Genomic DNA, 23,909 nt, shown 5'->3' with positions numbered 1-23,909 from the left:
TTGAAACCAACAGGCATCACATGACCGACACCACCCTGCCCATCAGTGTCACCATCATCGCTCAGGACGAAGCGGACCGCATCGGCATGGCGATCGAAAGTGTGCGGAACTGGGTCGATGAGGTTGTCGTAGTGGACTCGGGCAGCACTGACGGTACCCAGGAGATCGCAGCATCACTGGGCGCGCGTGTCGTTCATCATGACTGGCCCGGGTATGGCCTGCAAAAGCGGTTTGCAGAGGATCAGGCCCGCAATGACTGGATCTTCAACATTGATGCGGACGAACGTATTCTGCCTGAACTACAGGCGGAAATAGTCGCCATGTTTACTCAGGCGCCCGATGCCGATGGCTACTTCATTGCCATTCACGACCGTCTTTACTGCACCGACCGGTTGAGTGCTTACACACCCTACAAACCGGTACGGTTGTATCGGAAGTCAAAAGGACGCTACAGCACCAGCCCGGTACATGATCGCGTACAGATGGAGGCAGGGGCGAAAACCGCCACACTCAAGGGTCGCATGGCACACGATTCGCTCAAATCCTTCCACCATCGCATAGAAAAAATGAACGAGTACACCGAGGCGCAGGCCAAAGACCTGCTGGCCCGTGGCCGCAAGCCATCGACCTTTCGCATTCTGACCGAATTTTGGACCGCCTTTATCGTGGGTTACTGTTTCCGCGGCTACTGGCGTGGAGGGCTGATGGGTTATATCTATGCGGTTAACTTTGCGTATAGCCGGTTTTTAAGGCAGATAAAACTTTATGAGTCTGAACGAAAAAAGTAACCCTTTTGCGATTATTTTTTTCGGCCTAGATAAATACTCTGCTCCAGTATAGCTTTCAAACGGGGCTGAATTGCTTCTACAGTGTAACTTTCACTGCGTTTATACGCCATTGTGGCAACAGATGCTCTATGCTCTGCATGCTGCAATGCAGCACAAATACCGTCTGCCAACTGCTGCGCATTACCCGGGGGCACCAGCCAGCCGTCACTGCCTGATTGGACCTGACTGGCAGGTCCCGACACATCACTGGCTATGACTGGGCAACCATGGACAGCCGCTTCCAATATAACGATACCAAAGGTTTCACTCAAAGACGGCACGACTAAAAGATCAATGTCACGCAGCCATCCACCAATATCTTCCACCCAACCATGAATATGAACCTTGTGACGGATAGAAAGAGACTCTGCAAGAGCAAGAATATCCTCTTTATCCGGTCCGCTGCCAGCAAGATGTAACTGCGTGTCAGGCATTATTTCAACCACTTGAGAAAATGCCGTTAATAGCGTATCCAGCCCTTTTTCAGCTGTCATACGCCCGACAAATCCAACATTGCCCGTGTCTTTTTTGATACTTTTAACAAAAGGTGGTCGTTCAAATACAAAGTTGGGCAAAATCGCTGTTCTATCCTTTTCGTATCCAGCGTCCCAAAAGCGCTGACACATGTCTTCAGTAAGACCAATCAGGTAGTCTGCCTCAAGCATTCGCCGTATTTTATTGCTGTGAGAGAATCCAACAAGTGGCGTCGTCAGGCTTTTTAAGGCCAGACCAAGAATACTGGTAGCACGGGCGTTATGCGTTAGCACCAGATCCGGCTTGACTGTCCTCAAGCGCAGGTGTGCCTGAATAATACGAAAAACATCATAATAGCCCCGGGGAGAAAATGCGTAATAACTGTGGCTATCCCGTTGTAAAGAATCACGATAGGGTGATTCAAACGGTAGCCACACCTCAACTTCGTGGCCCAGTCTTATCAGCAACCTGTTTATATTAACAAAAGCCGTTTCCAGCCCTCCTTTCTGGCTGGAACAAAGCACATGTACGATTTTCATGCCTTGTATTCCTGCGGAAAAGAATCCAACAACTCTTCTTGTATACGCTTGACTGCCTCAACAGAGACTCGATCACTCTCCGCGACATCATACAGTTGCTCAGCAGTGATCCTCCCCTTTGTAAGCTCCGAGCAGTCAACTGAGCACAGTGCCTCGCGGCCAAATACCGAGAGGTAGTCATATATCTTATAGTCGCCACCAACATGAATATTGCTTCCTGTCTGTAGATAAGCAGTGGGGACATCATAGCTGTGGGCTACTATATAAGGGTGCATAGCTGTCGTAATCACCAACTTGGCAGATATTATCGCTTCGATAATAGTCACATGATCATCAGCCAAACTCATCTGTACAACGTTATCATTTGGAAATTTACAACGAATTGTATCGATCCATTTACCGGAGTGGTGGTCATGAAGGTGAGGGAGGCATAGTACGTGCTGGCCTTTACTCAGGTGATCCGACGGAAAGAAATGAGAGCACAACAGCCCGGGATCTCCCAAACAAATTTTATCAATATCCATATTGAAGCGAGCCGCCGACAGCTTACCTCTAAGTGCATGCGCACGAATAAACCTGCCAGATGTTGACTCTCCAGGTGCCAAAAAGCCTGTACCCCAAAGATGCAAAGGCCGACCAAGATTGATTAGCCAACGTTTGAAACGCTTTTTGACAACACGCTCAGCAAGACTTCCTATCGCGACCAGATCAGCATATTTCAAATCACTGAACGCAACATCAGCGCCAGATGCTTTCTGTGTAATTTCTCTGGAAAGGATATCGCCGAAGTTACCTTCAGAGTTCTGATAATAAAGCCTAACTGGCGATCTCATTTTTCATTTTCCCATTCGCTGAAATGATGGAGTAAGCCATTGATAACGCCAAGCATAAAAGGTAAGAGTTAGCACCGAGATTGTTACGTAATGTCGCACTGGTCAAACCAATAACCAAAAAAGACACTGTCACAAAAAAAGTTGGCGCTGCTTCAACAAGCGAAACTCCGTAATAACGAAGTATGTAAAAGGGGAACAATACAAACAAAAAAAGGCAGATCAGTCCAAATATACCACCTCTCTCCAGCATATAAAAATACTCAGAGTGAGTATGAAAACTCAACATATAATCAGGATAATTCCCTGATGCCAATATTTCCTTTTTCACTTCCAAGGCTTCTCTTACACCATAGCCGAAAATAGGGTTGCGCAAAAAAACATCCCATGCCAGCCGCCATGACTCTATTCTTACTGCTATAGAGTTATCAAAGGATATGTCACCTGCCACCAAATAATTGCTTGCTTCAATATAGGCAAGAGTTATTCTATCCCAGAGTAAAAAATAAATTACAAGCAATATTATCAGAGCAAAAAATGACAACATCTTGAAATTTGAAAGACTTTTCAGGTTATACCTGTAATGTATGAAAACCATGATTATATTTATGATGGTAAAGGCTAGAATGGGTCCTCTGGCTTCAGTCATGACCAGAATAACCGATACCGCCACGAATCCCGACAACAACCAGCCAAAGGGCGTCTTTCTCACAGGAACAAAAAACATACCTGCCAATAAAGAATAAAAAAACACGACAGCTGTTGAAAATGTTCCCTTGTTATACCATAAGCCTGGATATTCACCGTCATAGTGTTCGGACTGACTTGCAAATATTCCTCCTTCCTGAAGAAAAAGAAAGAACAATGTATAGAAAAACATCAGAACAATCGCTTTCGTCAGAAGATCATTCGATATATTCCTGTAATATAAAATAGCACCAACCGGCAACACCAGGAGCACATTACGTGATATTTTTTCAATATCACTTACTGAAGAATAACCTCTTGCCATGTTAATAATGTCAGGCAGAACAAAAACCAAAAGACTTATGGAAAAAAGTCTCGAAAACCGAAGATCAATTTTAAAACCAAAAAAAAATCCAATAATACAAAAAATGGAAACAAGGTAGACAAAATCCTTGTACAGCCCTGGCCAAACAAAGTAATTTACGATAAAGAAACAGGCTATTATTCTAAACAAGAGAGCCGTTTGCGTCTTTTCTGTCAGAATTTGATTCATATTTTTTCATATAGCGAGAGAGTTTTCTGTATCATTTTATCAAGTGTGTACGGCCCCTCCAGCATGTCACCACATCCCTTACTATCCAAACAGAAATTCACCTTTTGAGCAGCCAGTGAACATTGACCTGTAGGGACTTTTCCTTCCGAATAAATGGCCCCCAAGGTTTCAGCCACTGCCCCATGGGCATACCCCACCACCGGTGTACCAATCGACAAACACTCCACAACCGTTCGCCCAAACGCTTCTGCGGTTGTTGATGTAAGGGACAACATCACATCTGAAATGGCATACAGCTCTTTCATATCCGAGCGGGTACCGAGGAAAGAGAAATATTCATCCAGTCCAGCCGTACTAATGGCAGCTTTTACCTCATGAATAAACTTGTTCTTGGGGTCACTGCCGATGATCAGGACATGAAAGTCCTGCCGCTGTTGACTGAGCTCTGCCACTACCTTGACCAGATCAAGATGCCCTTTCCAGCGCGTAATGCGGCCAGGAAAGCAGATCAGGTGTTTGTTCCGGGCCTGAGGACAGTCATCAAAGAGACGTGCTTTCCACTCCTCTGTGGGCTGATATCCACGCGGAAACTCCTCCGGGTCAATGCCCCGATGAATCACGGTTACCTTGGCAGGGTCCACTTCCGGGTAGTTGTCCAACAGGTAGCGTTTGGCCGTTTCAGATACGGCAATCACGCGCTCCCCCTTCCCCATGATGGCGCTGTAGCGATTTACAGAGTGCATACCATGCAGGGTAGTGATGAAGCGCGGCCGAGTCTCCGGGTTCATCTTGCGCCAGGCCAGCCATACAACCCAGGCGGGCATGCGCGAGCGCACATGCACGATATCCGGTTTTTCTTCGGCCAGCCAACGGCGCAGCCCGGGCACCTGCAGCAGCGTCAGCAACGATTTCTTGCCCAACTCCCATTGCACATGGCGGCTGCCTTCACATTCAAGCTGTGCAACAAGGCGCCCCCCGGCCGACACAACAATTGACTCATGGCCAGCAGCAACCAGTCCACGGGCAACTTCAAGCGTACCTCGCTCGACACCGCCCAGTTCAAGGGCGGGCAATACCTGTACAACCTTCACAGCCACTCCCTCCTGAGTACTTCCTCGGCACAGCGTTCTGCTTCATTCAATACGATGCTCTCTGCAGCGAGCCCGGTCATCGACCAGTCTGGTGCACGCACCACCAACCCTTGCGCTGTCAGCTGCTCAACACCCTTGCTGATCCGGCTGTCTGTATCACCAGTCAATGGCAAAACGCCCACCCGACAACCGGCCGTCAGCGCTTCATACACCATGGATGCGCTGTCCTGAGTCACCCAGCAGACTTCGGCACGAGCCAGCTGCTGCGGCAGCCAGTCAGGGCCGGTTGCGGAGGCAGGTACAAAACGATCCCCACACAACCCTGACAAAGCCTGTTCAGTGCTGGCAGGCGTACGCCGTGACGAGCCGATCAGCCAGTTGCGCGGCGCATGTTCCAGCAGTGCACGCACCTGTACAAGCATGCCGGTTTCATCCCAGTTGTAATGTTTTGACGGCCCGCCGATCAGTATGACACCGCTGCCTGGAGCCTTCTTGCCCGGTTGCATCCGGTTGAGCGCCCCGTGAGTGACAATGATATTGGGACGTTTCGGAGGCTGGTCATGCTCAGGCACCAGACAGAGATCAAAGAACCCCATCGGTATAGACGGTTTCATCAGTACAATGGCGGGTACACGGTACAGTTTGCGCAGCGCCAACAAGGTCAGGTGCGTGTCGTGTCCTGCACCGATCAGCAGATCAGGGCAATCATCCAGTTGCGGCAAGGCGCCGCCCAGGAAGAGCCTCAGCGCCTCAAAGCGCCCCATTGGCTCGCGCTCGCTGATCTCCACCGCAGTACGGCAGGCAATCGCTTCGGCCAGTCCCATTGACTGGTTGCGATGCCCGGGCTTGCCATCGCTGATAATCAGGATCTGTTTCACGCGCACCCACTTTGCTGTTTCCAATACGCTCGGCCCAACAGACCAGACGCTTGCCATAGGCGTCAAATGATACCATTGCAGCCGCTGTGCAACGAAGGCTGCAACACTATTTATCCGCCAGGCAATTCCATTTTTTCGCTGAATGCATACAATCTAAGGGTCTGAATTTCTCGGATCGCTCGTGTCTGCTGGCTCCGCCCCGCCAGCCTTCGGTCTTAGCCCAGCTTGTTAGGAAGGTGATATGTCTGCTTTTGGTTCCGTTTTCATGCCTGAAATGGCAATTTCCTGGTTCGACGGCTCACAGTGGAGCAACGCCGAGGTGGTATCGAGCGACAGTATTCAACTGCACCCCGGGGCACACGTACTGCACTATTCCAGCAGTTGCTTCGAGGGCTTGAAGGCATTTCGCCATGAGGATGGCTCGGTCAAGATTTTCCGCATGGACCGCAATATCGCCCGCCTGCAACAAAGTTCTGACATTCTGGCATTGCCGGAATTTGCACCGGAAAAGCTGGAGCAGATGATTGTGGATATCGTCACCCGCTTCGCCGACCAGGTACCTGAGGCGCCTGGCTCCATGTACATTCGCCCAACTCATATCGGTACCGAGCCCGCCATCGGCAAGGCTGCTGTACCGTCACTAACTTCATGCCTTTACGTGCTGCTGTCTCCAGTAGGTGATTACTTCACCGGCGGTGACAAGGCGCTGCGCCTGCTGTTGGACGACGAGGGCATGCGCTGTTCACCGCACATGGGTGTGGTCAAGAGCGGTGGCAACTATGCCAGCGCACTGCAGCCGATCATGAAGGCGCGAGCGGAGTATCAGGCCGATCAGGTACTGTTCTGCCCGGGCGGTGATGTTCAGGAGACCGGTGCGGCCAACTTCCTGTTGATCGATGGCGATGAGATCATCACCAAAGCGCTGGATTCGACTTTCCTGCATGGCGTCACCCGCGATTCCATCCTGACACTGGCTCGAGACATGGGCATGACCGTGTCCGAGCGTCAGCTCACCGTTGAAGAGCTGCTTGAGCGCAGTGCACGCCCACGATGCGAGGCCGCGCTTTCCGGTACCGCTGCGGTTCTGACCGCGGTAGGCACGTTCATTTACAAAGGCAAGGAGTATGAGGTCGGTAACGGCGGCATTGGCGAAACTACCCTGCGCCTGCGCCGGGCTCTGAATGATATTCAGTGGGGCAGAGCCGAGGACAAGCACAGCTGGCTGACCAGCCTCTGATCGAACAGCACGACTCTTGATTCTGAACAGCCGGCCCGGCTTACACCGGGTCGGCTTTTTAATGCCAAATTACGGCGCCAGCAGCCTCTGCCAGAGTTCGGCCACACCTTCACGATAGGCGGCCATTTCCTGATCGCCCAGCACACCGGAGAGGTTTTGCATCGTCTGACGGTGGCCGGCGGCACGATAGGCCTTGTAGGCTTCCCGCAGCAATTCCACCTCATCGGATGCCAGCAACCCTTCGGCTTCAACACTGGCCAGAATGCGGATGTTGTCAGTCCAACGCATCAGAGCAGGCATCTCGGCTGCGTGGCGCAGCACCAGATATTGCACCATGAACTCGATATCGACGATACCGCCACGGTCCTGTTTCAGATGGAATACACGACTTTCTTCATCGGCCGCAGGTTTGCTGCCCAGATGCCCGCGCATCTTCTCGCGCATCGTGGTCACATCCGATTTGAGTTTTGCTTCTTCCCGAGGCTGTCCCAATATTTCACGGCGCACGGACTGGAACCGCTCCGCCAGGGCCGGGCTGCCGGCCACCACACGCGCCCGAACCAACGCCTGATGTTCCCAGGTCCAGGCTTCCTTCTGCTGATACTCTCGGAAGGCGTTCAGTGAGCTGACCAACAGGCCGGAGTTGCCGGAGGGGCGCAAGCGCATGTCCACTTCATACAGAATCCCGGATGGGGTGAACGTGTTGAGGATATGGATGATCCTCTGCCCCAACCGGTTGAAGAAGACGCTGTTGGCGATGGGCTTGCCACCATCGGTTTCCAGGTTACCAGCCGCATCGTGCAGGAACACCAGGTCAAGATCAGAACCATAGGACAGCTCTATGCCACCCACCTTGCCATAACCGATGATGATAAAGTCGGGATCACAGGGCACGCCGGGGCTTTTCTGTGGCACGCCGTGTTTCTCGGTGAGGTTGCGCCAGGCGATATCCAGCACCGCTTCAAGCACGGCTTCCGCCAGCCAGGTCAGGTAATCACTGACCCGCATCAACGGCAATACTCCGGTAATATCGGACGCAGCCACCCGCAACATGTGTGCATGCTTGAAGTAGCGCAGGGTCTCCATCAACTGCTCGATGTCATCTTCCGGTATACGCAGCAACTGCTGGCGCAGCTCGGTACGCAGCGCCGTCAGGTTCGGCGGCGTGTAAAGAGTGCGTGGATCGATCAATTCATCCAGCAGAACCGGCTGTTTCGACAGCTGCTCGGCAAACCAGGCACTGGCGGAACAAAGTTGAACCAGCTGCTTCAATGCCGCCGGATTTTCGTTCAACAACACCAGATAGGCGGACCGGCGCAATACCGCCTGAATCAACACCAGCACCCGTTCCAGCGTAATCTCCGGGTTACTGCACTGGCCAACATTCTCCAGCAGTGCCGGCAATACCGCTTCCAGTCGTTCCAGTGCCACTTTCTGCAGCATCTGTACCGTGCGCAACCCCTTGAGATCCTGCAGCGCCTTCAGTGCCTGCTCAGGGGATTGGTACCCCTGCTCAGCCAGAAATTCCAGCGCACTGGCATCCTCCATCAACCCCTGCCAGAGTGCCAGCCAGTCACCGCGCAGGTCATCCGGTTGCTCTTCTCCCTCGTCCACCGGAGCGATCACATCGGCAAAGTGACGCGACACATCCGCCCGACATTTCTGCAACGCCTGGTCCAGCGCATCCCAATCGGCAAAACCCTGGGCAAAGGCCAGACGCTCCCGGCCCATTTCATCTTCCGGCAACTCCTGCGTCTGCTTGTCGGCGATCGCCTGAATACCATGTTCTACATTGCGCAGGAAGGTATAGGCATCGGTCAGCTCGGTCACGGCCGCTTCAGGCATACCCACCTTCTCCGGCAGCTGTGGCAGAATATTGAGCAGTTCACGCTGCTGCAGCTCATGATCGCGACCGCCGCGTATCAACTGGAACGCCTGCGCAATAAACTCCACTTCGCGGATGCCACCGGCTCCCAGTTTTACGTTATGACTCAACCCCTTGCGGCGCACTTCACGGTTAATCATGCCCTTCATGTCGCGCAGTGACTCAAAGGCGCTGAAGTCGATATACTTGCGATACACAAAGGGACGCAACAGCTGGATCAGCTCTTCTCCGGCCTCCTGATCACCGGCTACAACGCGCGCCTTGATCATGGCATAACGCTCCCAATCGCGACCCTGATCCTGGTAATAGCTTTCCATGGCACCAAAGCTGCACGCCAGCGGGCCAGCCGAGCCAAAGGGCCGCAGGCGCATGTCGACACGAAACACAAAGCCATCGATGGTCAGGTTATCCAGCGCCTGGATCAGCTTCTGCCCCAACCTGATGAAGAAATCCTGATTTTCCAGATTCTTGCGCTCGCCGTCAGTTTCGCCATTGGCCGGAAAGGTAAAAATCAAATCAATATCGGATGACAGGTTCAGCTCATGCGCACCCAGTTTGCCCATCCCGAGCACCACCATCCGTTGTGGATGACGCTGACCTTTGGCGTCCGGGCGCGAGTGTGGCACGCCCCAGCGCTGGCAGGCCTGCTGGTACAACCACTCCAATGTGCGATCAATGCAGGCATCCGCCAGCCATGACAGCTCGCGGGTAGTACCGCGCATGTCGCTGAGCCGGTTGAGATCACGCCAGATCAGGCGGATCATTTCGCGCTGACGGAACAGACGCAACAGGCGGTGCAGCTCCTTCTCGTCCTCAATCGGTGTCAGCAACGCCTGCAGTCGTTCGGCATACTCAGTTTCGCCGTAGGCCTGTTGCAGGTCTCCGCTTTGAATCAGCTGAGCCAGCCAGTCAGGGTGACGCTGCAGCTGCTCGGCAACAAAATCACTGCCAATCAGTGTTCGCTGCAACTCAACCGTCAGCCAATCCGGCTGATCCTGCAACTCACCGAGGGCGGCTTCGATGCGGGCAAGGTTATCCTGCAGCAAAGGCCGCAATTGTTCCGGCACGTTCTGCAATTTCTGTTCATCAATCGACATTCATGCGTCTCCCCTGCAATCCATTGAGTGCTGGCTACACTGACTGAACAGTCGATAGCCGCGCTGTGCCTTACTGATATCGCCAGGCTGCAGTTCTGCCTGCTCGGCCAACCGATGTGCCAGCGCAAACAGAGCATCGGCAGGGCCTGATTTGAGCTCCAACTCCAACTCACTGATCGGATCTGTCAGGTGACGACCATCCCCGCAGTCGCACACCACTTCACCCAGATCCAGTGCCACTTCGATCTCGGCACCTTCAAAAGTCAGCCACCAGAGACGTCGCGTGAAGTCAGTGGTAAACACCGGTATCAGTGCCAATTGATCCGGCGCAATCAGCTCGGCGGGCCAGATGTCGGCTTCAAGCAGGGCGGGATCGAGCTGTTCGCTGGCCAAACCCCACTCCCATTCACCCCGCTGGTGCAGTCCATCGATGCTCTGCCCCCGTGTTTTCAGCGTCTGAATAAACCGCTCCCCCTGACGCCGAACCCGCAGTGCCACCTTTGCCCGGGCCAGGTCAAGGGCCGCTGTATCATAGTAAGTGTTATGCAGCAGGCGGGCCGCTTGCCCGGTTGCATGGCACAGCAGTGAATGCCGGCTCAACCGTTCCATTGCTGCCGGCTCGATCAGCAGCTTGAGTTCTGTTTCTGTTGCCATCGTTCAGACACCTTGTTGATCTTTCACCAGTGTACCGAATCCAGTGTCCTGATCATCATCAGATTCGCGCAAAATTTGTGACGCTTTTTATGACACTATCACTACAGATCTGTGACAGCAGCACGTATACTTGCGCCCAGTTTTTTCCACCTGCAACAGGAACGCAACATGGTTAATAGCCCAATTATGCAGATGTTCGCCCGTTCCCCGTTCAAGCCGATGCAGGAGCACATCATCAAGGCGCAGGCAAGCGCCGCAGAACTGATCCCCTTCTTCGATGCGGTGATCGCGAACGACTGGAACACGGCATCCGAATGTCAGCACCGTATCGCTGTCATTGAAGGTGAAGCGGATGACATGAAACGAGATATCCGCCAGCGTCTCCCTGCCAGCATTTTTCTGCCTGTCCCCCGCACCGATTTGCTCGACCTTCTGCGCATGCAGGACAAGATCGCCAACCGAGCCAAGGATATTGCCGGTTTGATGCTGGGTCGCCAGATGCAGATCCCGGAACCGATCCAGGACGAGCTGCGCGAGCTGCTCCGCACCGCTTTGCAAACGATTGAACAGGCCGTACTGGCACTGAGTGAGCTGGACGAGCTGTTGGCAGCGGGTTTCCGCGGCCATGAAGTGGATATCGTTGAACGCCTGATTACCGAGTTGGACCGACTGGAGCACAAGACCGACGAGCATGAGCGCGAATTGCGTGCATCACTGTTCCGTGTTGAACGCGACCTCTGGCCGATCGATGTCATGTTTCTCTATCAGATCATCCAGTGGGTTGGCGATCTTGCCAACCGTGCCCAGCAGGTTGGCAGCCGACTGCAGCTGCTGCTGGCCCGTTAACTACACAGACGACCAAGGCTTAAACCTATGGAAATCATTGCTCAGTACGGCACCATCATGGTGGTTATGGCCTGTATCTTCGGCTTCTTCATGGCCTGGGGTGTAGGTGCCAACGATGTAGCCAACGCGATGGGGACTTCTGTCGGGTCCCGCGCCCTGACCCTGAAACAGGCCATTCTGATCGCCATTCTGTTCGAATTCGCTGGTGCCTATCTTGCCGGCGGGGCCGTAACCGACACAATCCGTAAAGGTATTATCGAGCCCTCCATGCTCAGTGCCAACCCGGAACTGCTGGTCTTCGGCATGATGGCCTCGCTGCTGGCAGCGGGCATCTGGCTGTTGATTGCGACCCACTTTGGCTGGCCGGTTTCCACCACTCACTCCATTGTCGGCGCCATTGTCGGCTTTGCAGCCGTTGGTATCTCCATGGAGGCCGTACACTGGAATAAGGTCGGCAATATTGTGGCCAGCTGGGTAGTATCGCCCGTCACGGCCGGCGTCATCGCTTTCTTCCTGTTCCGCAGTGTACAAAAGCTGATTCTTGATACCGAGAATCCCTTCGCCAATGCCAAACGCTATGTACCCATGTATATTTTCCTGGTGGGCTTCATCATCGCCATGGTGACCTTCACCAAGGGCCTCAAGCATGTAGGCCTGCACCTGAGCTGGGGCGAAAGCGCTGCGGTTTCGGTGTTGATCGGCTTGGTCACCATGGGTATCGGCATATTTATGCAGCGCGGCATCAAGCTTGACCCCGAAGCCAATCGCGACTTCCATTTCACCAGCGTGGAAAAGGTATTTGGCGTCCTGATGATGTTCACCGCCTGCGCCATGGCCTTTGCTCACGGCTCCAACGATGTGGCCAACGCCGTCGGCCCGCTGGCCGCCATCGTCGGCATTGTCAATGCAGGTGGTGAGGTGGCGCAAAAAGCGGCCATGCCCGCCTGGATTCTGTTGCTCGGTGGTGCTGGCATTGTTGCCGGCCTGGTGATGTATGGTCATAAGGTGATCGCCACCGTCGGCCAGAACATTACCGAGCTGCCCCCGAGCCGCGGTTTTGCGGCCACGCTGGCGGCCGCCAGCACCGTGGTGGTCGCTTCAGGTACAGGGTTGCCGATCTCCACCACTCATACGCTGGTGGGTGCGGTGCTGGGTGTGGGCCTTGCCCGTGGCATGGCTGCGCTCAACCTGCGCGTTGTAGGCACCATTTTTGTATCCTGGATCGTGACACTGCCGGCCGGTGCCATCCTGTCGATCATGTTCTTCTTCATGCTCAAGGGCATGTTCTCCTGACAGCTCGCCCGGGGTGGTCAATCTGACCACCCCTCGCTTCACACTCATGGACCCGCAACCGCAAAGGTAGCAAAATGGGTCAAACAGTGGAGCCCATCATGACCACACACTCGACCCGACACTCGCTCAGTACCCTTGAAATGATGCGCCGGCTTATCGCCGCGCCCTCCGTCAGCTCTGCATCTGCACACCATGACCAGAGCAACCTGGTTGTCATCGAACAGCTGCATGAATGGCTTGAAGCGCTTGGCTTTAACACTGAAGTGATGCCGGTGCCGGGACATCCTGAAAAGGCCAACCTGATCGCCACTCTGGGCAGCGGCCCGGGGGGGCTGGTGCTGTCAGGGCATACCGATACCGTCCCCTGTGATCCGGAGTTGTGGCGCTCGGACCCTTTTTTCCTGACCGAGCGTGACAACCGGCTGTACGGGCTGGGTACCTGCGACATGAAAGGTTTTTTTGCCCTCGCCATTGAGGCCGCCAAGCACTTCCTCGATCAACCCCTGAAGCAGCCGTTGATCATTCTGGCCACCGCCGACGAGGAAAGCTCCATGTCCGGTGCCCGTGCGCTGGCCGAAGCGGGTCGCCCACTGGCCCGTGCCGCCGTGATCGGCGAACCCACCCGCCTGCAGCCGATCCGAATGCACAAGGGAATCATTATGGAGTCAGTGCGCATACAGGGCCGATCAGGCCATTCGTCCGATCCTTCACTGGGTGCCAACGCACTGGAAGCGATGCATGCAGTGATGAGCGAACTGCTGACCCTGCGCAGCGAGCTGCAACAGAAACACCGCAATGCCCAGTTCCGGGTCGACATACCCACCCTGAACCTGGGCTGCATTCATGGTGGCGACAGCTCCAACCGGATCTGTGGTCGCTGTGAGCTGGAGTATGATTTGCGGCCACTGCCCGGCATGTCCATTGACGGGTTGCGCAACGCCATCAGTGAGCGGTTGCGACCGCTGAATGACCGTTTTGGCGTTAAAATCGAGACCCACTCCCAGTTTCCGGGCATTCCACCCTTCGAGACACCAGCCGACTCGGAGCTGGTACGGCTGGCCGAACGCTTGACCGGCCACCGCGCCGAAGCGGTAGCTTTTGGCACTGAAGCCCCCTTCCTGCAATCGCTGGGGATGGATACCATAGTGATGGGACCAGGCAGTATTGATCAGGCCCACCAGCCGGACGAATACCTGGCACTGGATCAGATCAGCCCCACGGTGGAGTTGTTACGCAACCTGATTGCCCACTACTGCCTTTAATACAGAACAGCAGGAGCCTGACTTGAGCGCCGTGACTTCCGAATACGTTAACTGGTTTCGCCACTCGTCACCCTACATTAATGCGCACCGGGGCAAGACCTTCGTACTGATGCTCAGTGGCGAGGCGATTGCCGATGCCAACTTTGCCAACACGGTGCATGACATCGCTCTGCTCAACAGCCTCGGCGTACGACTGGTGCTGGTGCACGGCGCTCGTCCGCAGGCGGAGCAGCGGCTGCAGGCACGCGGGGTGGAAACACGACTGCACCACGACCTGCGCGTCACCACACCGGAAATACTGGAGTGCGTGATCGAGGCCGTAGGCAGCCTCAGAACCGAAATCGAAGCCCAACTGTCAATGGGGCTGGCCAACACGCCGATGCACGGGGCACGTATCCGTGTCTGCAGCGGCAACTTTGTCACGGCCCGACCGGTGGGTGTACTGGATGGCGTAGACATGGGCCACACCGGCGAGCTGCGGCGGATCGATCATGAAGGTGTGCGCCGCCTGCTGGACCTGAATCAGATCGTATTGCTGTCCAATCTGGGCTACTCGCCTACCGGCGAAGTATTCAATCTATCGGTAGAGGAAGTCGCCACTCAGGCTGCGATCGCCCTCAAGGCCGACAAACTGATTCTGTTCGGTTCCCGCCCCGGCATTCAGGACAGCCAGGGTGAGCTGCGCAGCGAACTGCTGGCGTCAACCGCCGCGCGCCTGGTACAGCAATATCTGGCCAAACTGGATGACCCCGAACAGCCTTACAGTGAAACCGCCTGCCTGCTGGAAGCCGCCGCGACCGCCTGCCAGCAGGGCGTACCGCGCTGCCACCTGATCAGTTACCACGACGACGGTGCACTGCTGGCAGAGCTTTTCACCCGCGACGGCCAGGGCACCATGGTCGTGAGTCATTCCTATGAGCAGGTGCGACCCGCCAATATTGAAGATGTGGGAGGTATTCTGGAGCTGATCGCCCCACTGGAAGAGAAAGGAGTACTGGTGCGTCGCTCCCGCGAGCGACTGGAAGCCGAGATCGAGCGCTTCACGGTCGTAGAACGTGATGGCGCCATCATCGGCTGTGCCGCGCTCTACCCCTTCCCGGAAGAAGCGATTGGAGAGCTGGCCTGTGTCGCCATCGACCAGACCTACCGGGGCGGACAGCGTGGTGACATGCTGCTGGAAGCAATCGAGGATCAGGCCATTGCGCTGGGGTTGAAGCGACTGTTCGTACTCACAACCCGTACAGCCCACTGGTTCCTTGAACGGGGCTTTGGCAATGCACCGCTGGATGAGCTGCCGGGCGAGAAAAAGGCGCTCTACAACTTCCAGCGCAACTCCAAGGTGTTCTTCAAGCGTCTTGGCTGACCGGCCCACCCGGCAGCTCAACCCGGAAACAGGCACCACCCAGCGTTGAGCTGCTGACCTCCAGCGCACCGTCGTAGCTGCTGACAATATCCAGCGCTACGGCCAACCCGATCCCCTGTCCAGGGGTTTGGCTGTCCAGACGGGCGCCACGCTGCAGAATCACCTGCCGCTGCGCCGGTGCCACACCTGCACCGTTGTCGCTGATGCTGATCACCAGCTGGTCCGCCTCCAGACCCGCTTCAACCGCCACCTGTCCATTGCCATACTTGAAGGCGTTATCCAGTAAATTCCCCAACAGCTCCATCAGGTCGCGTTCGTCACCGGCAAACCCTGCATCCGGCTGCAACGACAGGCTGACTTCTGCCGGCTGGGCGGCGTATACCTTCTCCATCACCCGCACCAGTCTTTCCAGCAAAGGAGCGACTGCCACTGCCTGTGCCAACACCCGCCCCTCACTCTTGACGGCTCGAGACAGCTGGTACTGTACAATTTGCTGCATGCGCTGGGTTTGCTCTTCCACCAGCCGGCGATAGCTGTGTTGATCGGCGCAGTCGTCACCTGCACCGCGTATCACCGCCAGAGGGGTCTTCAAACTATGGGCTAGATCGGCCAGCGTATTGCGGTAGCGCTCGCGCTGACGCCGCTCGGACTCAATCAACCGATTCAGGCTCTGCGTCACCCCCTGCACTTCCTCCGGGTAGCGTCCATCCAGATGATCGGTCGTGCCCACCTCGATGCGTTGCAGGTCAGCCGCCAGCTGATCCAGTGGCCGTAACCCCCATCGCATGATGAAATATTGCGCCAACAGTGCCACCAACCCAACCCCGCTGAGCCACCCCAAAAGCTGCAGACTGAAAGCTTTCATCTCGGAGACTACATGGCTATCGCTGCGCAATACCGACACCAGAAAGCGAATATCAGTACCGTCTGCTTCCCAAATCACCGGATACTGGAACAGATACAACCCCTGCTGTGGCAGGTGACTGAACAGTGCCTGTCCCGGCTGCAGCAATGAACTCGGCAGCCGCTGCACCACATCCGGATCGATGCTCTGACTGGAGCGGGAGCGCCATAGCAGACTGCCGTCTGCGTTATGAATAAAGCCATAGACACCCGAGCCATCACGACTGAACCCTGGTTCGAGCACAGTGCTGGGCAGTTTGAGCTGGTTGCCATCCACTTCAACAGCCCCCAGCAAGAGGTAGACATGCAGCCGCGCCTGTGACGCTTCAGCATTTTCAAGACTGCCATGAAAGGCTTTAAGCAGCGCCACCCCCGCCAAAATAATCACAAGCGGCAGTATAACCGCCGAGGCCCGCAGCAAACGTGCACGCAGTGACAGGGATACGGCGGCTTCTGAACTCACGCGGCGGATCCGCCTCCAAGAGCAAAGCGATAGCCCAGGCCACGCACGGTGGTAATCGGTTGCAGACTTTGATCCGGATCCAGCTTTTGCCGCAGGCGTCGGATGAACACCTCCAGCACGTTGCTGTCTCGGTCATAGTCCTGATGATAAAGATGTTCGGTCAGTTCTGCCTTGGAGATGGTTTTGCCGGCGTTGAGCATCAGATACTCAAGCGTGCGGTACTCGTAGCTGGTCAGTCTGACCTCAGTGCCGTTCAGGCTCACCACCCGAGCTGCGGTATCCAGTTCCAGCGGACCATAGCGCAATATCGGACTGGCATGGCCGGATGCACGGCGCACCAATGCATTCAGACGCGCCAACAGCTCTTCGGTGTGGAAGGGTTTGGCCAGATAATCGTCCGCACCGGCTTCCAGACCTTCGACCTTGTCCTGCCAATCACCACGCGCCGTCAAAACCAGTACGGGCATGGTGTGTCCCTCTTCCCGCCACTGCCGAATCAGGTCCAGACCGGACATCTCCGGCAGGCCGATATCAACCACCGCGATATCGTATTCATACTCCTGACCGAGATAAAGCGCTTCACGACCACTGCCGGTCTGCTCAATAGTGTAACCCCGCTGCTCCAGCAGGTTGCACAACTGCCTTCTCAGGTCGGCATCATCTTCAACTATCAGGGCCTTCATCAGTCAGCTGCCTCCGCTATCTCATCAGGTAACAACATCTTGCCACTGGCGGCGTCCACCAGTACTTCACGGATACGTCCCTGTTCCAGCAGGCGGATGGTATAAACAGGCACCCCCTCGTGTTCAATCAGTTCCGCCTTGATCACCTCCCCTCCCAGCTCATCGCGTACTCGCTTGGAAGCCTGCAGTAAATTGACCGCCACAGGGGTACGAGCACCGGAACCCTCGACAGGCTCCGCCGACAGCAATGGGCTTACACTCCAAAGCTGCAGGGTAATCAACAGGGCTGTAATCACAGCGGTATGTACAGAGCGGTGATGACGCTCGGCTGGCATGGTTCTACCTCATGTGACCTTCTATGGTCGGCGAACGGTTGCGGCTGAACCGCAACCGATTTCACCCGTCAATGGATGCGTAGGCTAAAGATCCTGATCTGAATCGCGCGTGAACGTCAGCCGCACTTACGACAGGTGCGCATGCCCAGCAGGCTGTAAAGAGGGCAGGTTCCGGAGATGGCGATCGCGATGATCGGCACGCCAATCAACCCCCACCATGTCTGAGGTCCAAAAAAGATCAGTACAATCAGCACCAATCCAATCAGGATTCGCACCAGTTGATCCAGTACACCGATATTGCGTTCCATATTGCAGTCTCCTCGATGATATTTCAGCTCTGCCGGGTACGCTTGCGACGTTGTACCAGCAGCAGATACCTCAGGTTATAGGCAAATCCGATCAGCAGTACCAGCGGTGCACTGAGCACAAACAGCCAACCCAGCGCCGGTACACCAAATGTCTGCCCCAGCCACAGGCTGAGAATACAGATCAGTGCCAATGGAATGCCGGTTTTCATCAACCGTCGCAGCCAGATATCAGAGCCGATCCTGTTATTTTCCTGCATCAGATACTCCTTATATCTGTGTCGAGCATAGAGCCGCCGGCGGTTTGGTTCAAGCGCTGCCCAGTTCAATCTGGGGCGGGTTAAAGGGCATATCAAAGGCCGCGGCTACCCCGGCACAGGCAACACGACCCGAATGGATGTTCAGCCCGTGAATAAAGCCCGGGATATCCTGCAAGGCCCGGCGCCACTCATGCTGTGCCAGTGCTTCGATATAGGGCAGGGTTGCATTGGTCAAGGCCAGCGTGGCGGTACGGGCAACCGCCCCCGGCATGTTGGCGACACAGTAATGGATGATGCCATCCACTTCGAACACCGGGTCGGCATGGGTTGTCGGGCGGCTGGTTTCGAAACACCCACCCTGATCGATCGCCACATCCACCAATACTGCACCTGGTCGCATCAGCCCCAGCATACCGCGTGTCACAAGCTTCGGCGCTGCCGCACCGGGCAGCAGCACGGCCCCAATAACCAGATCGGCCTGTGCCAGCTGCTGCTCAATATTTTCCTGCGTAGAGTAAAGGGTGATCAGCTCTCCGTTGAAACGCTCATCCAGCTGCCGCAGTCGGGCAATGGACTTGTCCAGCAGGCATACCTGTGCGCCCATACCCAGCGCAATTCGGGCCGCGTTTTCACCCACTACTCCCCCGCCAATAATCATCACCCGCCCCGGGCTCACGCCCGGTACACCGCCGAGCAACACTCCACGTCCGCCCTGTGCCTTTTCAAGACAGTGAGCACCCGCCTGCACAGCCATTCGCCCGGCTACCTCGCTCATCGGCGCCAGAAGTGGCAGGCCTCCGTGCTGATCTTCTACGGTTTCATATCCGATGGCGGTACAGCCACTGGCCAACAAGGCATCCGTCAGCTGGCGATCTGCGGCAAGATGCAGGTAGGTAAACAGCACCTGATCGGCACTGAGCCAACTGCATTCATCGGGTTGCGGCTCTTTCACCTTGACGATCAAGTCGGCCCAGGTAAACACGGCACGTGGATCATCCACGATCACGGCACCGGCCTGCTCATAGTCCGCATCGCTGAAACCAACGGCTGCACCAGCATTCTGCTCCACTTGCACCTGATGGCCCTGCTCGGTCAGCTCCCGCACGCCCATGGGGGTCATTCCCACCCGGTACTCGTGATTCTTGATCTCTTTAGGCACACCGACTCGCATGGTCTTCTCTCCTTTGTGCACTGAGTTTTGCTCTTCAGTCTAGCTGAAAAGACTCGGCTTTTACTCCCCTCGGCGCTAGGCGTTTATCTGATATACTCAGGCTTGTTTGCACAACCGAATTCCGAGGGGAGCCCCATGCCTGAGTATCGTTCCAAGACCTCCACCGCCGGCCGCAACATGGCGGGTGCCCGCGCACTGTGGCGCGCCACTGGTATGAAGGATGAAGATTTCCACAAGCCGATCGTCGCCGTGGCCAACTCCTTCACCCAGTTCGTTCCCGGCCACGTCCACCTGAAGGACATGGGCCAGCTGGTTGCTCGTGAGATCGAGAAAGCCGGTGGCGTAGCCAAGGAATTCAACACCATCGCCGTGGACGACGGCATCGCCATGGGCCACGACGGCATGCTCTACTCGCTGCCGAGCCGCGACATCATCGCCGACTCAGTCGAATACATGGTCAATGCCCACTGCGCCGATGCGCTGGTGTGCATCTCCAACTGCGACAAAATCACCCCGGGGATGCTGATGGCCGCCATGCGCCTGAACATCCCGGTCATTTTTGTGACCGGCGGACCGATGGAAGCCGGCAAGACCAAACTTGCCGAGCACAAACTGGACCTGGTCGATGCGATGGTACTGGCTGCGGACCCGAATGCGTCTGACGAAGAGGTCGAGGCTGTCGAGCGCTCCGCCTGCCCGACCTGCGGTTCCTGCTCCGGCATGTTCACCGCCAACTCCATGAACTGTCTGGCTGAAGCGCTGGGTCTGGCGCTGCCGGGTAACGGCACGGTTGTAGCGACCCATGCGGATCGCAAGCAGCTGTTCCTGCGTGCCGGCCGTTCTATCGTTGAGATGGCCAAACGCTACTACGAGCAGAATGATGCTCAAATTTTACCCAGGGCCGTAGGCCTGAAAGCGTTCGAAAACGCCATCACTCTGGATATCGCCATGGGCGGTTCCACCAACACCATCCTGCACCTGCTGGCCATCGCCCAGGAAGCTGAAATCGATTTCACCATGAAAGATATCGACCGGCTTTCTCGCACCGTTCCCCAGCTGTGCAAGGTGGCACCCAATACTCAGAAGTACCACATTGAAGACGTACACCGCGCCGGCGGCATCATGGCGATCCTGGGTGAACTGGACCGTGCCGGCAAGCTTCACACAGACGTACCCACCGTCCATGCCCCGACAATGAAAGACGCTCTGGACCAGTGGGATATCATGCGCAACCCCACGCCAGAGGTGATCGAGTTTTACAAGGCAGGTCCTGCCGGCATCCCGACTCAGGAAGCGTTCAGTCAGGCCACGCGCTGGCCAACACTGGACGGTGACCGAGAGCACGGCTGCATCCGTTCCATCGATCACGCCTTTTCTCAGGAAGGCGGCCTCGCCGTGCTGTACGGCAACATCGCTCTGGATGGCTGCGTGGTAAAAAGTGCCGGTGTTGATGAGTCAATTCTGGTGTTTGAAGGGAACGCCAACGTGATGGAATCACAAGACGAGGCGGTCCGGAAAATTCTCAACGATGAGGTGAAGGCCGGTGATGTCGTTGTAATTCGCTACGAAGGCCCGAAAGGCGGCCCGGGCATGCAGGAGATGCTGTACCCGACCTCCTACCTGAAATCCAAGGGACTGGGCAAGGAGTGTGCTCTGCTGACCGACGGTCGTTTCTCCGGCGGTACCTCCGGCCTGTCCATCGGACACGCTTCGCCTGAAGCCGCTGCAGGCGGTGCCATCGGTCTGGTGAAAAACGGCGATCGCATCCGCATCGACATCCCCAACCGCACCATCAACGTGCTGGTGTCCGATGAGGAGCTGTCGATCCGTCGCGCCGAGCAGGACAAGCTGGGCTGGAAGCCGGCCGAAGAGCGACCACGCAAGGTATCTGCAGCCCTTAAGGCCTACGCCCTGCTGGCCACTTCGGCCGACAAGGGTGCCGTGCGTGACCTGAGTATGCTCGACTAAGCCCAACCCCGCTGTATCCGTCGGCAGGCGCCCGCCTGCCGACGTCTTCCACTGATCCAAATCCTTCTGTCGGCAGTAACAAGACCCATATTTTGCAGCCGGCACCTGTCCTCCCCCCTTATCCGGCTGTCTATACTGAACTGACGTTACCGTCGTTAACCGGATCAGGACTGCACATGGAACGCCTTAACCGTACCCCTCGGCTGGACAACCCGGACAGTGACACCTTGCGTCACGAGATACTGGACTATTTTCATACCACCTTCGATCGCTACGAGCAGCTGTTCGAGGTATTGACCTGTGACGAAGCCTTCTTCGTCAAGCCGATCGCCCTGCGCCATCCGCTGATATTCTACTATGGCCATACCGCCACTTTTTTCATCAACAAGTTACTGCTGAGCGGACTGGTGGAACAGCGAATCAATCCTCACTTCGAGTCGATCTTCGCCATCGGCGTCGATGAGATGAGCTGGGATGATTTGAACGATGATCACTACAACTGGCCGTCAGTCGCTGAGGTAAAGGCCTACCGTGACCAGGTGCGTCAGACACTGGATCGGATCATTCGTGAAGCGCCGCTGACATCCCCGATCAACTGGAACCATCCCTGGTGGACCATTGTGATGGGGATCGAGCACGAGCGTATCCACCTGGAAACCTCATCCGTGCTGATCCGCCAGCACGAACTCAGGTACGTACAGCCCCACCCTGCCTGGCCAGTGTGTCGCGACTCAGGACCAGCACCTGCAAATCAGCTGATTGAAGTGCCGGCCGGCAAGGCAGTTTTGGGCAAGTTACGTGAAGACTCCCGCTACGGCTGGGATAACGAATACGGCCATCGCGAGATCATGCTGGACAGCTTCAAGGCGGCACAGATGTTGACCTCCAACCAGGAGTTTCTGGCCTTTGTAGAAGCAGGCGGTTACACCGAACGCCGCTGGTGGAGTGAGGAAGGCTGGAATTGGCGTGACTTCACCGGTGCCGTATATCCGACCTTCTGGGTTGAATCGGAGGACGGCTGGCAACTGCGCCTCATGTGCGAGCAGGTTTACATGCCCTGGGACTGGCCAGTCGAGGTCAACTGTCACGAGGCGGAGGCGTTCTGCCGCTGGAAGTCGGAGCAGACCGGCGAGTCGATCCGTCTGCCCAGCGAGGATGAATGGTATCGGCTCTACGATTTGGCCCGCGTGGCCGAGCCGGACAGCACAGCGTCGGTTAATGCCAACTTGCATCTGGACCACTTCGCGTCATCCTGCCCGGTGTATCGTTTTGCCCAGGGTGATTTTTACGATGTCAGCGGCAATGTCTGGCAGTGGACGCAAACACCGATCTACCCGTTTGAGGGGTTTGAAGTGCACCCCTGCTACGATGATTTCACCACACCCACCTTTGACGATCGCCATAACCTGATCAAGGGCGGCAGCTGGATCTCCTGTGGCAACGAGAGCCTGCGCAGCGCCCGTTACGCCTTTCGACGCCACTTCTTTCAGCATGCCGGTTTCCGCTATGTGGCCGGCGCACCTCCAAAGGCAGTGCCCTCATCACGGTATGAAAGCGATGCACTGGCGTCCCAGTACGCCGAGTTCCACTACGGTGACGAGCAGTTCGGTGTTACCAACTTTCCGCAGGCGCTGGCCCGACTGGCGATTGAGCTGGTTGGCCAACGCAGCGGCAAGGCTCTGGACCTGGGCTGCGCCACCGGGCGCGCAAGCTTCGAACTGGCGCGCCATTTTGAGCAGGTAGACGGTGTCGATTTCTCTGCCCGCCTGATCAATCTGGGCGTACAGCTACAGCAGCAGGGCCGATTGCGCTATACATTGCCAGACGAAGGTGAACTGGTCAGCTATCACGAGCGAGACCTGACTTCACTGGGGCTGGCTGATACGGCTGATCGCGTCAATTTCATGCAGGGGGATGCTTGCAACCTCAAGCCGATCCTGAAGGGCTATGACCTGATTCTGGCCGCCAACCTGATCGACCGTCTTTACAGCCCGCGTCAGTTCCTGTCACAGGTGCATACCCGTCTGAACCCCGGCGGCCTGCTGCTGATCGCCTCGCCCTACACCTGGCTGGAGGAACACACCCCAAAAGAGGAGTGGCTGGGAGGTTTCAAGCGTGACGGTGAGAGTGTCACCACACTGGACGGTCTGCATGAAGTGCTGGACGAGCACTTCGAACTGATCCGCGAACCTGAGGCTGTCCCGTTCGTAATTCGCGAAACCCGGCGCAAGTTCCAGCATACGCTGTCGGAGGTTACCTGCTGGCGGTTACGGGGTTAATGACTAACCCTGTGGCCAGACCTGCT

21 protein-coding genes are annotated in these 23,909 nt (G+C 56.1%); 8 read left to right on the top strand and 13 right to left on the bottom strand.

Features of this window, described 5'->3' with window-relative positions:
- Nucleotides 1-20 precede the first annotated feature (20 nt).
- Complete coding sequence (locus ACAM29_RS15600; RefSeq protein WP_369624652.1) at nt 21-788, top strand: glycosyltransferase family 2 protein; 768 nt, start codon at nt 21-23, stop codon at nt 786-788.
- A gap of 11 nt (nt 789-799) precedes the next feature.
- Here the strand turns inward: ACAM29_RS15600 and ACAM29_RS15595 are convergent, their stop codons facing one another.
- From ACAM29_RS15595 to ACAM29_RS15575, 5 genes are read right to left on the bottom strand one after another with little or no spacing between them, the layout of a single operon-like run.
- Entirely contained in the window at nt 800-1,840 is a 1,041-nt protein-coding gene (locus tag ACAM29_RS15595) for a glycosyltransferase family 4 protein (protein WP_369624651.1), read from the bottom strand.
- The gene (locus ACAM29_RS15590) at nt 1,837-2,673 is read right to left on the bottom strand and encodes a hypothetical protein (RefSeq protein ID WP_369624650.1); all 837 of its coding nucleotides are present in this window, start codon (nt 2,671-2,673) and stop codon (nt 1,837-1,839) included. Before ACAM29_RS15590 ends, ACAM29_RS15595 begins: the two co-directional genes overlap by 4 nt.
- On the bottom strand, nt 2,657-3,910 hold the full coding sequence (locus ACAM29_RS15585) for an O-antigen ligase family protein (RefSeq protein WP_369624649.1): 1,254 nt from the start codon (nt 3,908-3,910) through the stop codon (nt 2,657-2,659). The genes ACAM29_RS15590 and ACAM29_RS15585 overlap by 17 nt, the downstream gene beginning before the upstream one ends.
- Nucleotides 3,907-5,001 carry a glycosyltransferase gene (locus ACAM29_RS15580; RefSeq protein ID WP_369624648.1) on the bottom strand — a complete coding sequence of 365 codons (1,095 nt, stop codon included), beginning with the start codon at nt 4,999-5,001 and terminating at the stop codon, nt 3,907-3,909. The genes ACAM29_RS15585 and ACAM29_RS15580 overlap by 4 nt, the downstream gene beginning before the upstream one ends.
- On the bottom strand, nt 4,998-5,879 hold the full coding sequence (locus ACAM29_RS15575) for a mitochondrial fission ELM1 family protein (RefSeq protein WP_369624647.1): 882 nt from the start codon (nt 5,877-5,879) through the stop codon (nt 4,998-5,000). The genes ACAM29_RS15580 and ACAM29_RS15575 overlap by 4 nt, the downstream gene beginning before the upstream one ends.
- A gap of 241 nt (nt 5,880-6,120) precedes the next feature.
- On the opposite strand from ACAM29_RS15575, the gene ACAM29_RS15570 reads away from it, so the two are divergent.
- Nucleotides 6,121-7,116: a branched-chain amino acid aminotransferase gene (locus ACAM29_RS15570; protein ID WP_369624646.1), complete on the top strand. Its 996-nt coding sequence runs from the start codon at nt 6,121-6,123 to the stop codon at nt 7,114-7,116.
- 69 nt (nt 7,117-7,185) lie between these two features.
- Here ACAM29_RS15570 and glnE read toward each other — a convergent pair whose 3' ends face one another.
- Nucleotides 7,186-10,098, bottom strand: a complete 2,913-nt coding sequence (glnE, locus tag ACAM29_RS15565; RefSeq protein WP_369624645.1) for a bifunctional [glutamate--ammonia ligase]-adenylyl-L-tyrosine phosphorylase/[glutamate--ammonia-ligase] adenylyltransferase — start codon at nt 10,096-10,098, stop codon at nt 7,186-7,188.
- The gene (locus ACAM29_RS15560) at nt 10,099-10,752 is read right to left on the bottom strand and encodes an inorganic triphosphatase (RefSeq protein ID WP_369624644.1); all 654 of its coding nucleotides are present in this window, start codon (nt 10,750-10,752) and stop codon (nt 10,099-10,101) included.
- Nucleotides 10,753-10,920: 168 nt separating this feature from the next.
- Between ACAM29_RS15560 and ACAM29_RS15555 the strand changes: the two genes are divergently transcribed.
- The 4 genes from ACAM29_RS15555 to argA all read left to right on the top strand — a co-directional run bounded on the left by ACAM29_RS15555 (nt 10,921) and on the right by argA (nt 15,516).
- Nucleotides 10,921-11,598, top strand: a complete 678-nt coding sequence (locus tag ACAM29_RS15555) for a TIGR00153 family protein (RefSeq protein ID WP_354408003.1) — start codon at nt 10,921-10,923, stop codon at nt 11,596-11,598.
- Nucleotides 11,599-11,625: 27 nt separating this feature from the next.
- Nucleotides 11,626-12,891 carry an inorganic phosphate transporter gene (locus tag ACAM29_RS15550; protein ID WP_369624643.1) on the top strand — a complete coding sequence of 422 codons (1,266 nt, stop codon included), beginning with the start codon at nt 11,626-11,628 and terminating at the stop codon, nt 12,889-12,891.
- Between the two features lie 98 nt (nt 12,892-12,989).
- Nucleotides 12,990-14,153 (top strand): acetylornithine deacetylase, encoded by a 1,164-nt coding sequence (gene argE / locus ACAM29_RS15545; protein WP_369624642.1) that lies wholly within the window; start codon nt 12,990-12,992, stop codon nt 14,151-14,153.
- A 22-nt stretch (nt 14,154-14,175) separates the two neighbouring features.
- Nucleotides 14,176-15,516, top strand: coding sequence for an amino-acid N-acetyltransferase (gene argA, locus ACAM29_RS15540; RefSeq protein ID WP_242530054.1), 1,341 nt, complete (start codon nt 14,176-14,178; stop codon nt 15,514-15,516).
- Here the strand turns inward: argA and ACAM29_RS15535 are convergent.
- From ACAM29_RS15535 to ald, 6 genes are all read right to left on the bottom strand, one after another.
- Nucleotides 15,500-16,882 carry an ATP-binding protein gene (locus tag ACAM29_RS15535; protein WP_206837427.1) on the bottom strand — a complete coding sequence of 461 codons (1,383 nt, stop codon included), beginning with the start codon at nt 16,880-16,882 and terminating at the stop codon, nt 15,500-15,502. The two genes, argA and ACAM29_RS15535, sit on opposite strands and share 17 nt — an antisense overlap.
- Nucleotides 16,879-17,565 (bottom strand): response regulator transcription factor, encoded by a 687-nt coding sequence (locus tag ACAM29_RS15530; RefSeq protein WP_091826037.1) that lies wholly within the window; start codon nt 17,563-17,565, stop codon nt 16,879-16,881. Before ACAM29_RS15530 ends, ACAM29_RS15535 begins: the two co-directional genes overlap by 4 nt.
- Nucleotides 17,565-17,900, bottom strand: a complete 336-nt coding sequence (locus ACAM29_RS15525) for a PepSY domain-containing protein (protein WP_354407991.1) — start codon at nt 17,898-17,900, stop codon at nt 17,565-17,567. The genes ACAM29_RS15530 and ACAM29_RS15525 overlap by 1 nt, the downstream gene beginning before the upstream one ends.
- 116 nt (nt 17,901-18,016) lie before the next feature.
- Nucleotides 18,017-18,208 (bottom strand): DUF2892 domain-containing protein, encoded by a 192-nt coding sequence (locus ACAM29_RS15520; protein WP_206837432.1) that lies wholly within the window; start codon nt 18,206-18,208, stop codon nt 18,017-18,019.
- Between the two features lie 23 nt (nt 18,209-18,231).
- Nucleotides 18,232-18,465: a hypothetical protein gene (locus tag ACAM29_RS15515; RefSeq protein ID WP_091826045.1), complete on the bottom strand. Its 234-nt coding sequence runs from the start codon at nt 18,463-18,465 to the stop codon at nt 18,232-18,234.
- 49 nt (nt 18,466-18,514) lie between these two features.
- The gene (gene ald / locus ACAM29_RS15510; protein WP_091826048.1) at nt 18,515-19,636 is read right to left on the bottom strand and encodes an alanine dehydrogenase; all 1,122 of its coding nucleotides are present in this window, start codon (nt 19,634-19,636) and stop codon (nt 18,515-18,517) included.
- 135 nt (nt 19,637-19,771) lie between these two features.
- Between ald and ilvD the strand changes: the two genes are divergently transcribed.
- Nucleotides 19,772-21,604: a dihydroxy-acid dehydratase gene (gene ilvD / locus ACAM29_RS15505; protein ID WP_369624641.1), complete on the top strand. Its 1,833-nt coding sequence runs from the start codon at nt 19,772-19,774 to the stop codon at nt 21,602-21,604.
- A gap of 176 nt (nt 21,605-21,780) precedes the next feature.
- Nucleotides 21,781-23,883 carry a 5-histidylcysteine sulfoxide synthase gene (gene ovoA / locus ACAM29_RS15500; RefSeq protein WP_369624640.1) on the top strand — a complete coding sequence of 701 codons (2,103 nt, stop codon included), beginning with the start codon at nt 21,781-21,783 and terminating at the stop codon, nt 23,881-23,883.
- Nucleotides 23,884-23,909: the final 26 nt, after the last annotated feature.

This window comes from Marinobacterium sp. BA1 (assembly GCF_041155135.1).
Taxonomy (GTDB): Bacteria; Pseudomonadota; Gammaproteobacteria; order Pseudomonadales; family Balneatricaceae; genus Marinobacterium; species Marinobacterium iners.
This window is presented reverse-complemented; position numbering and strand designations above follow the sequence as displayed.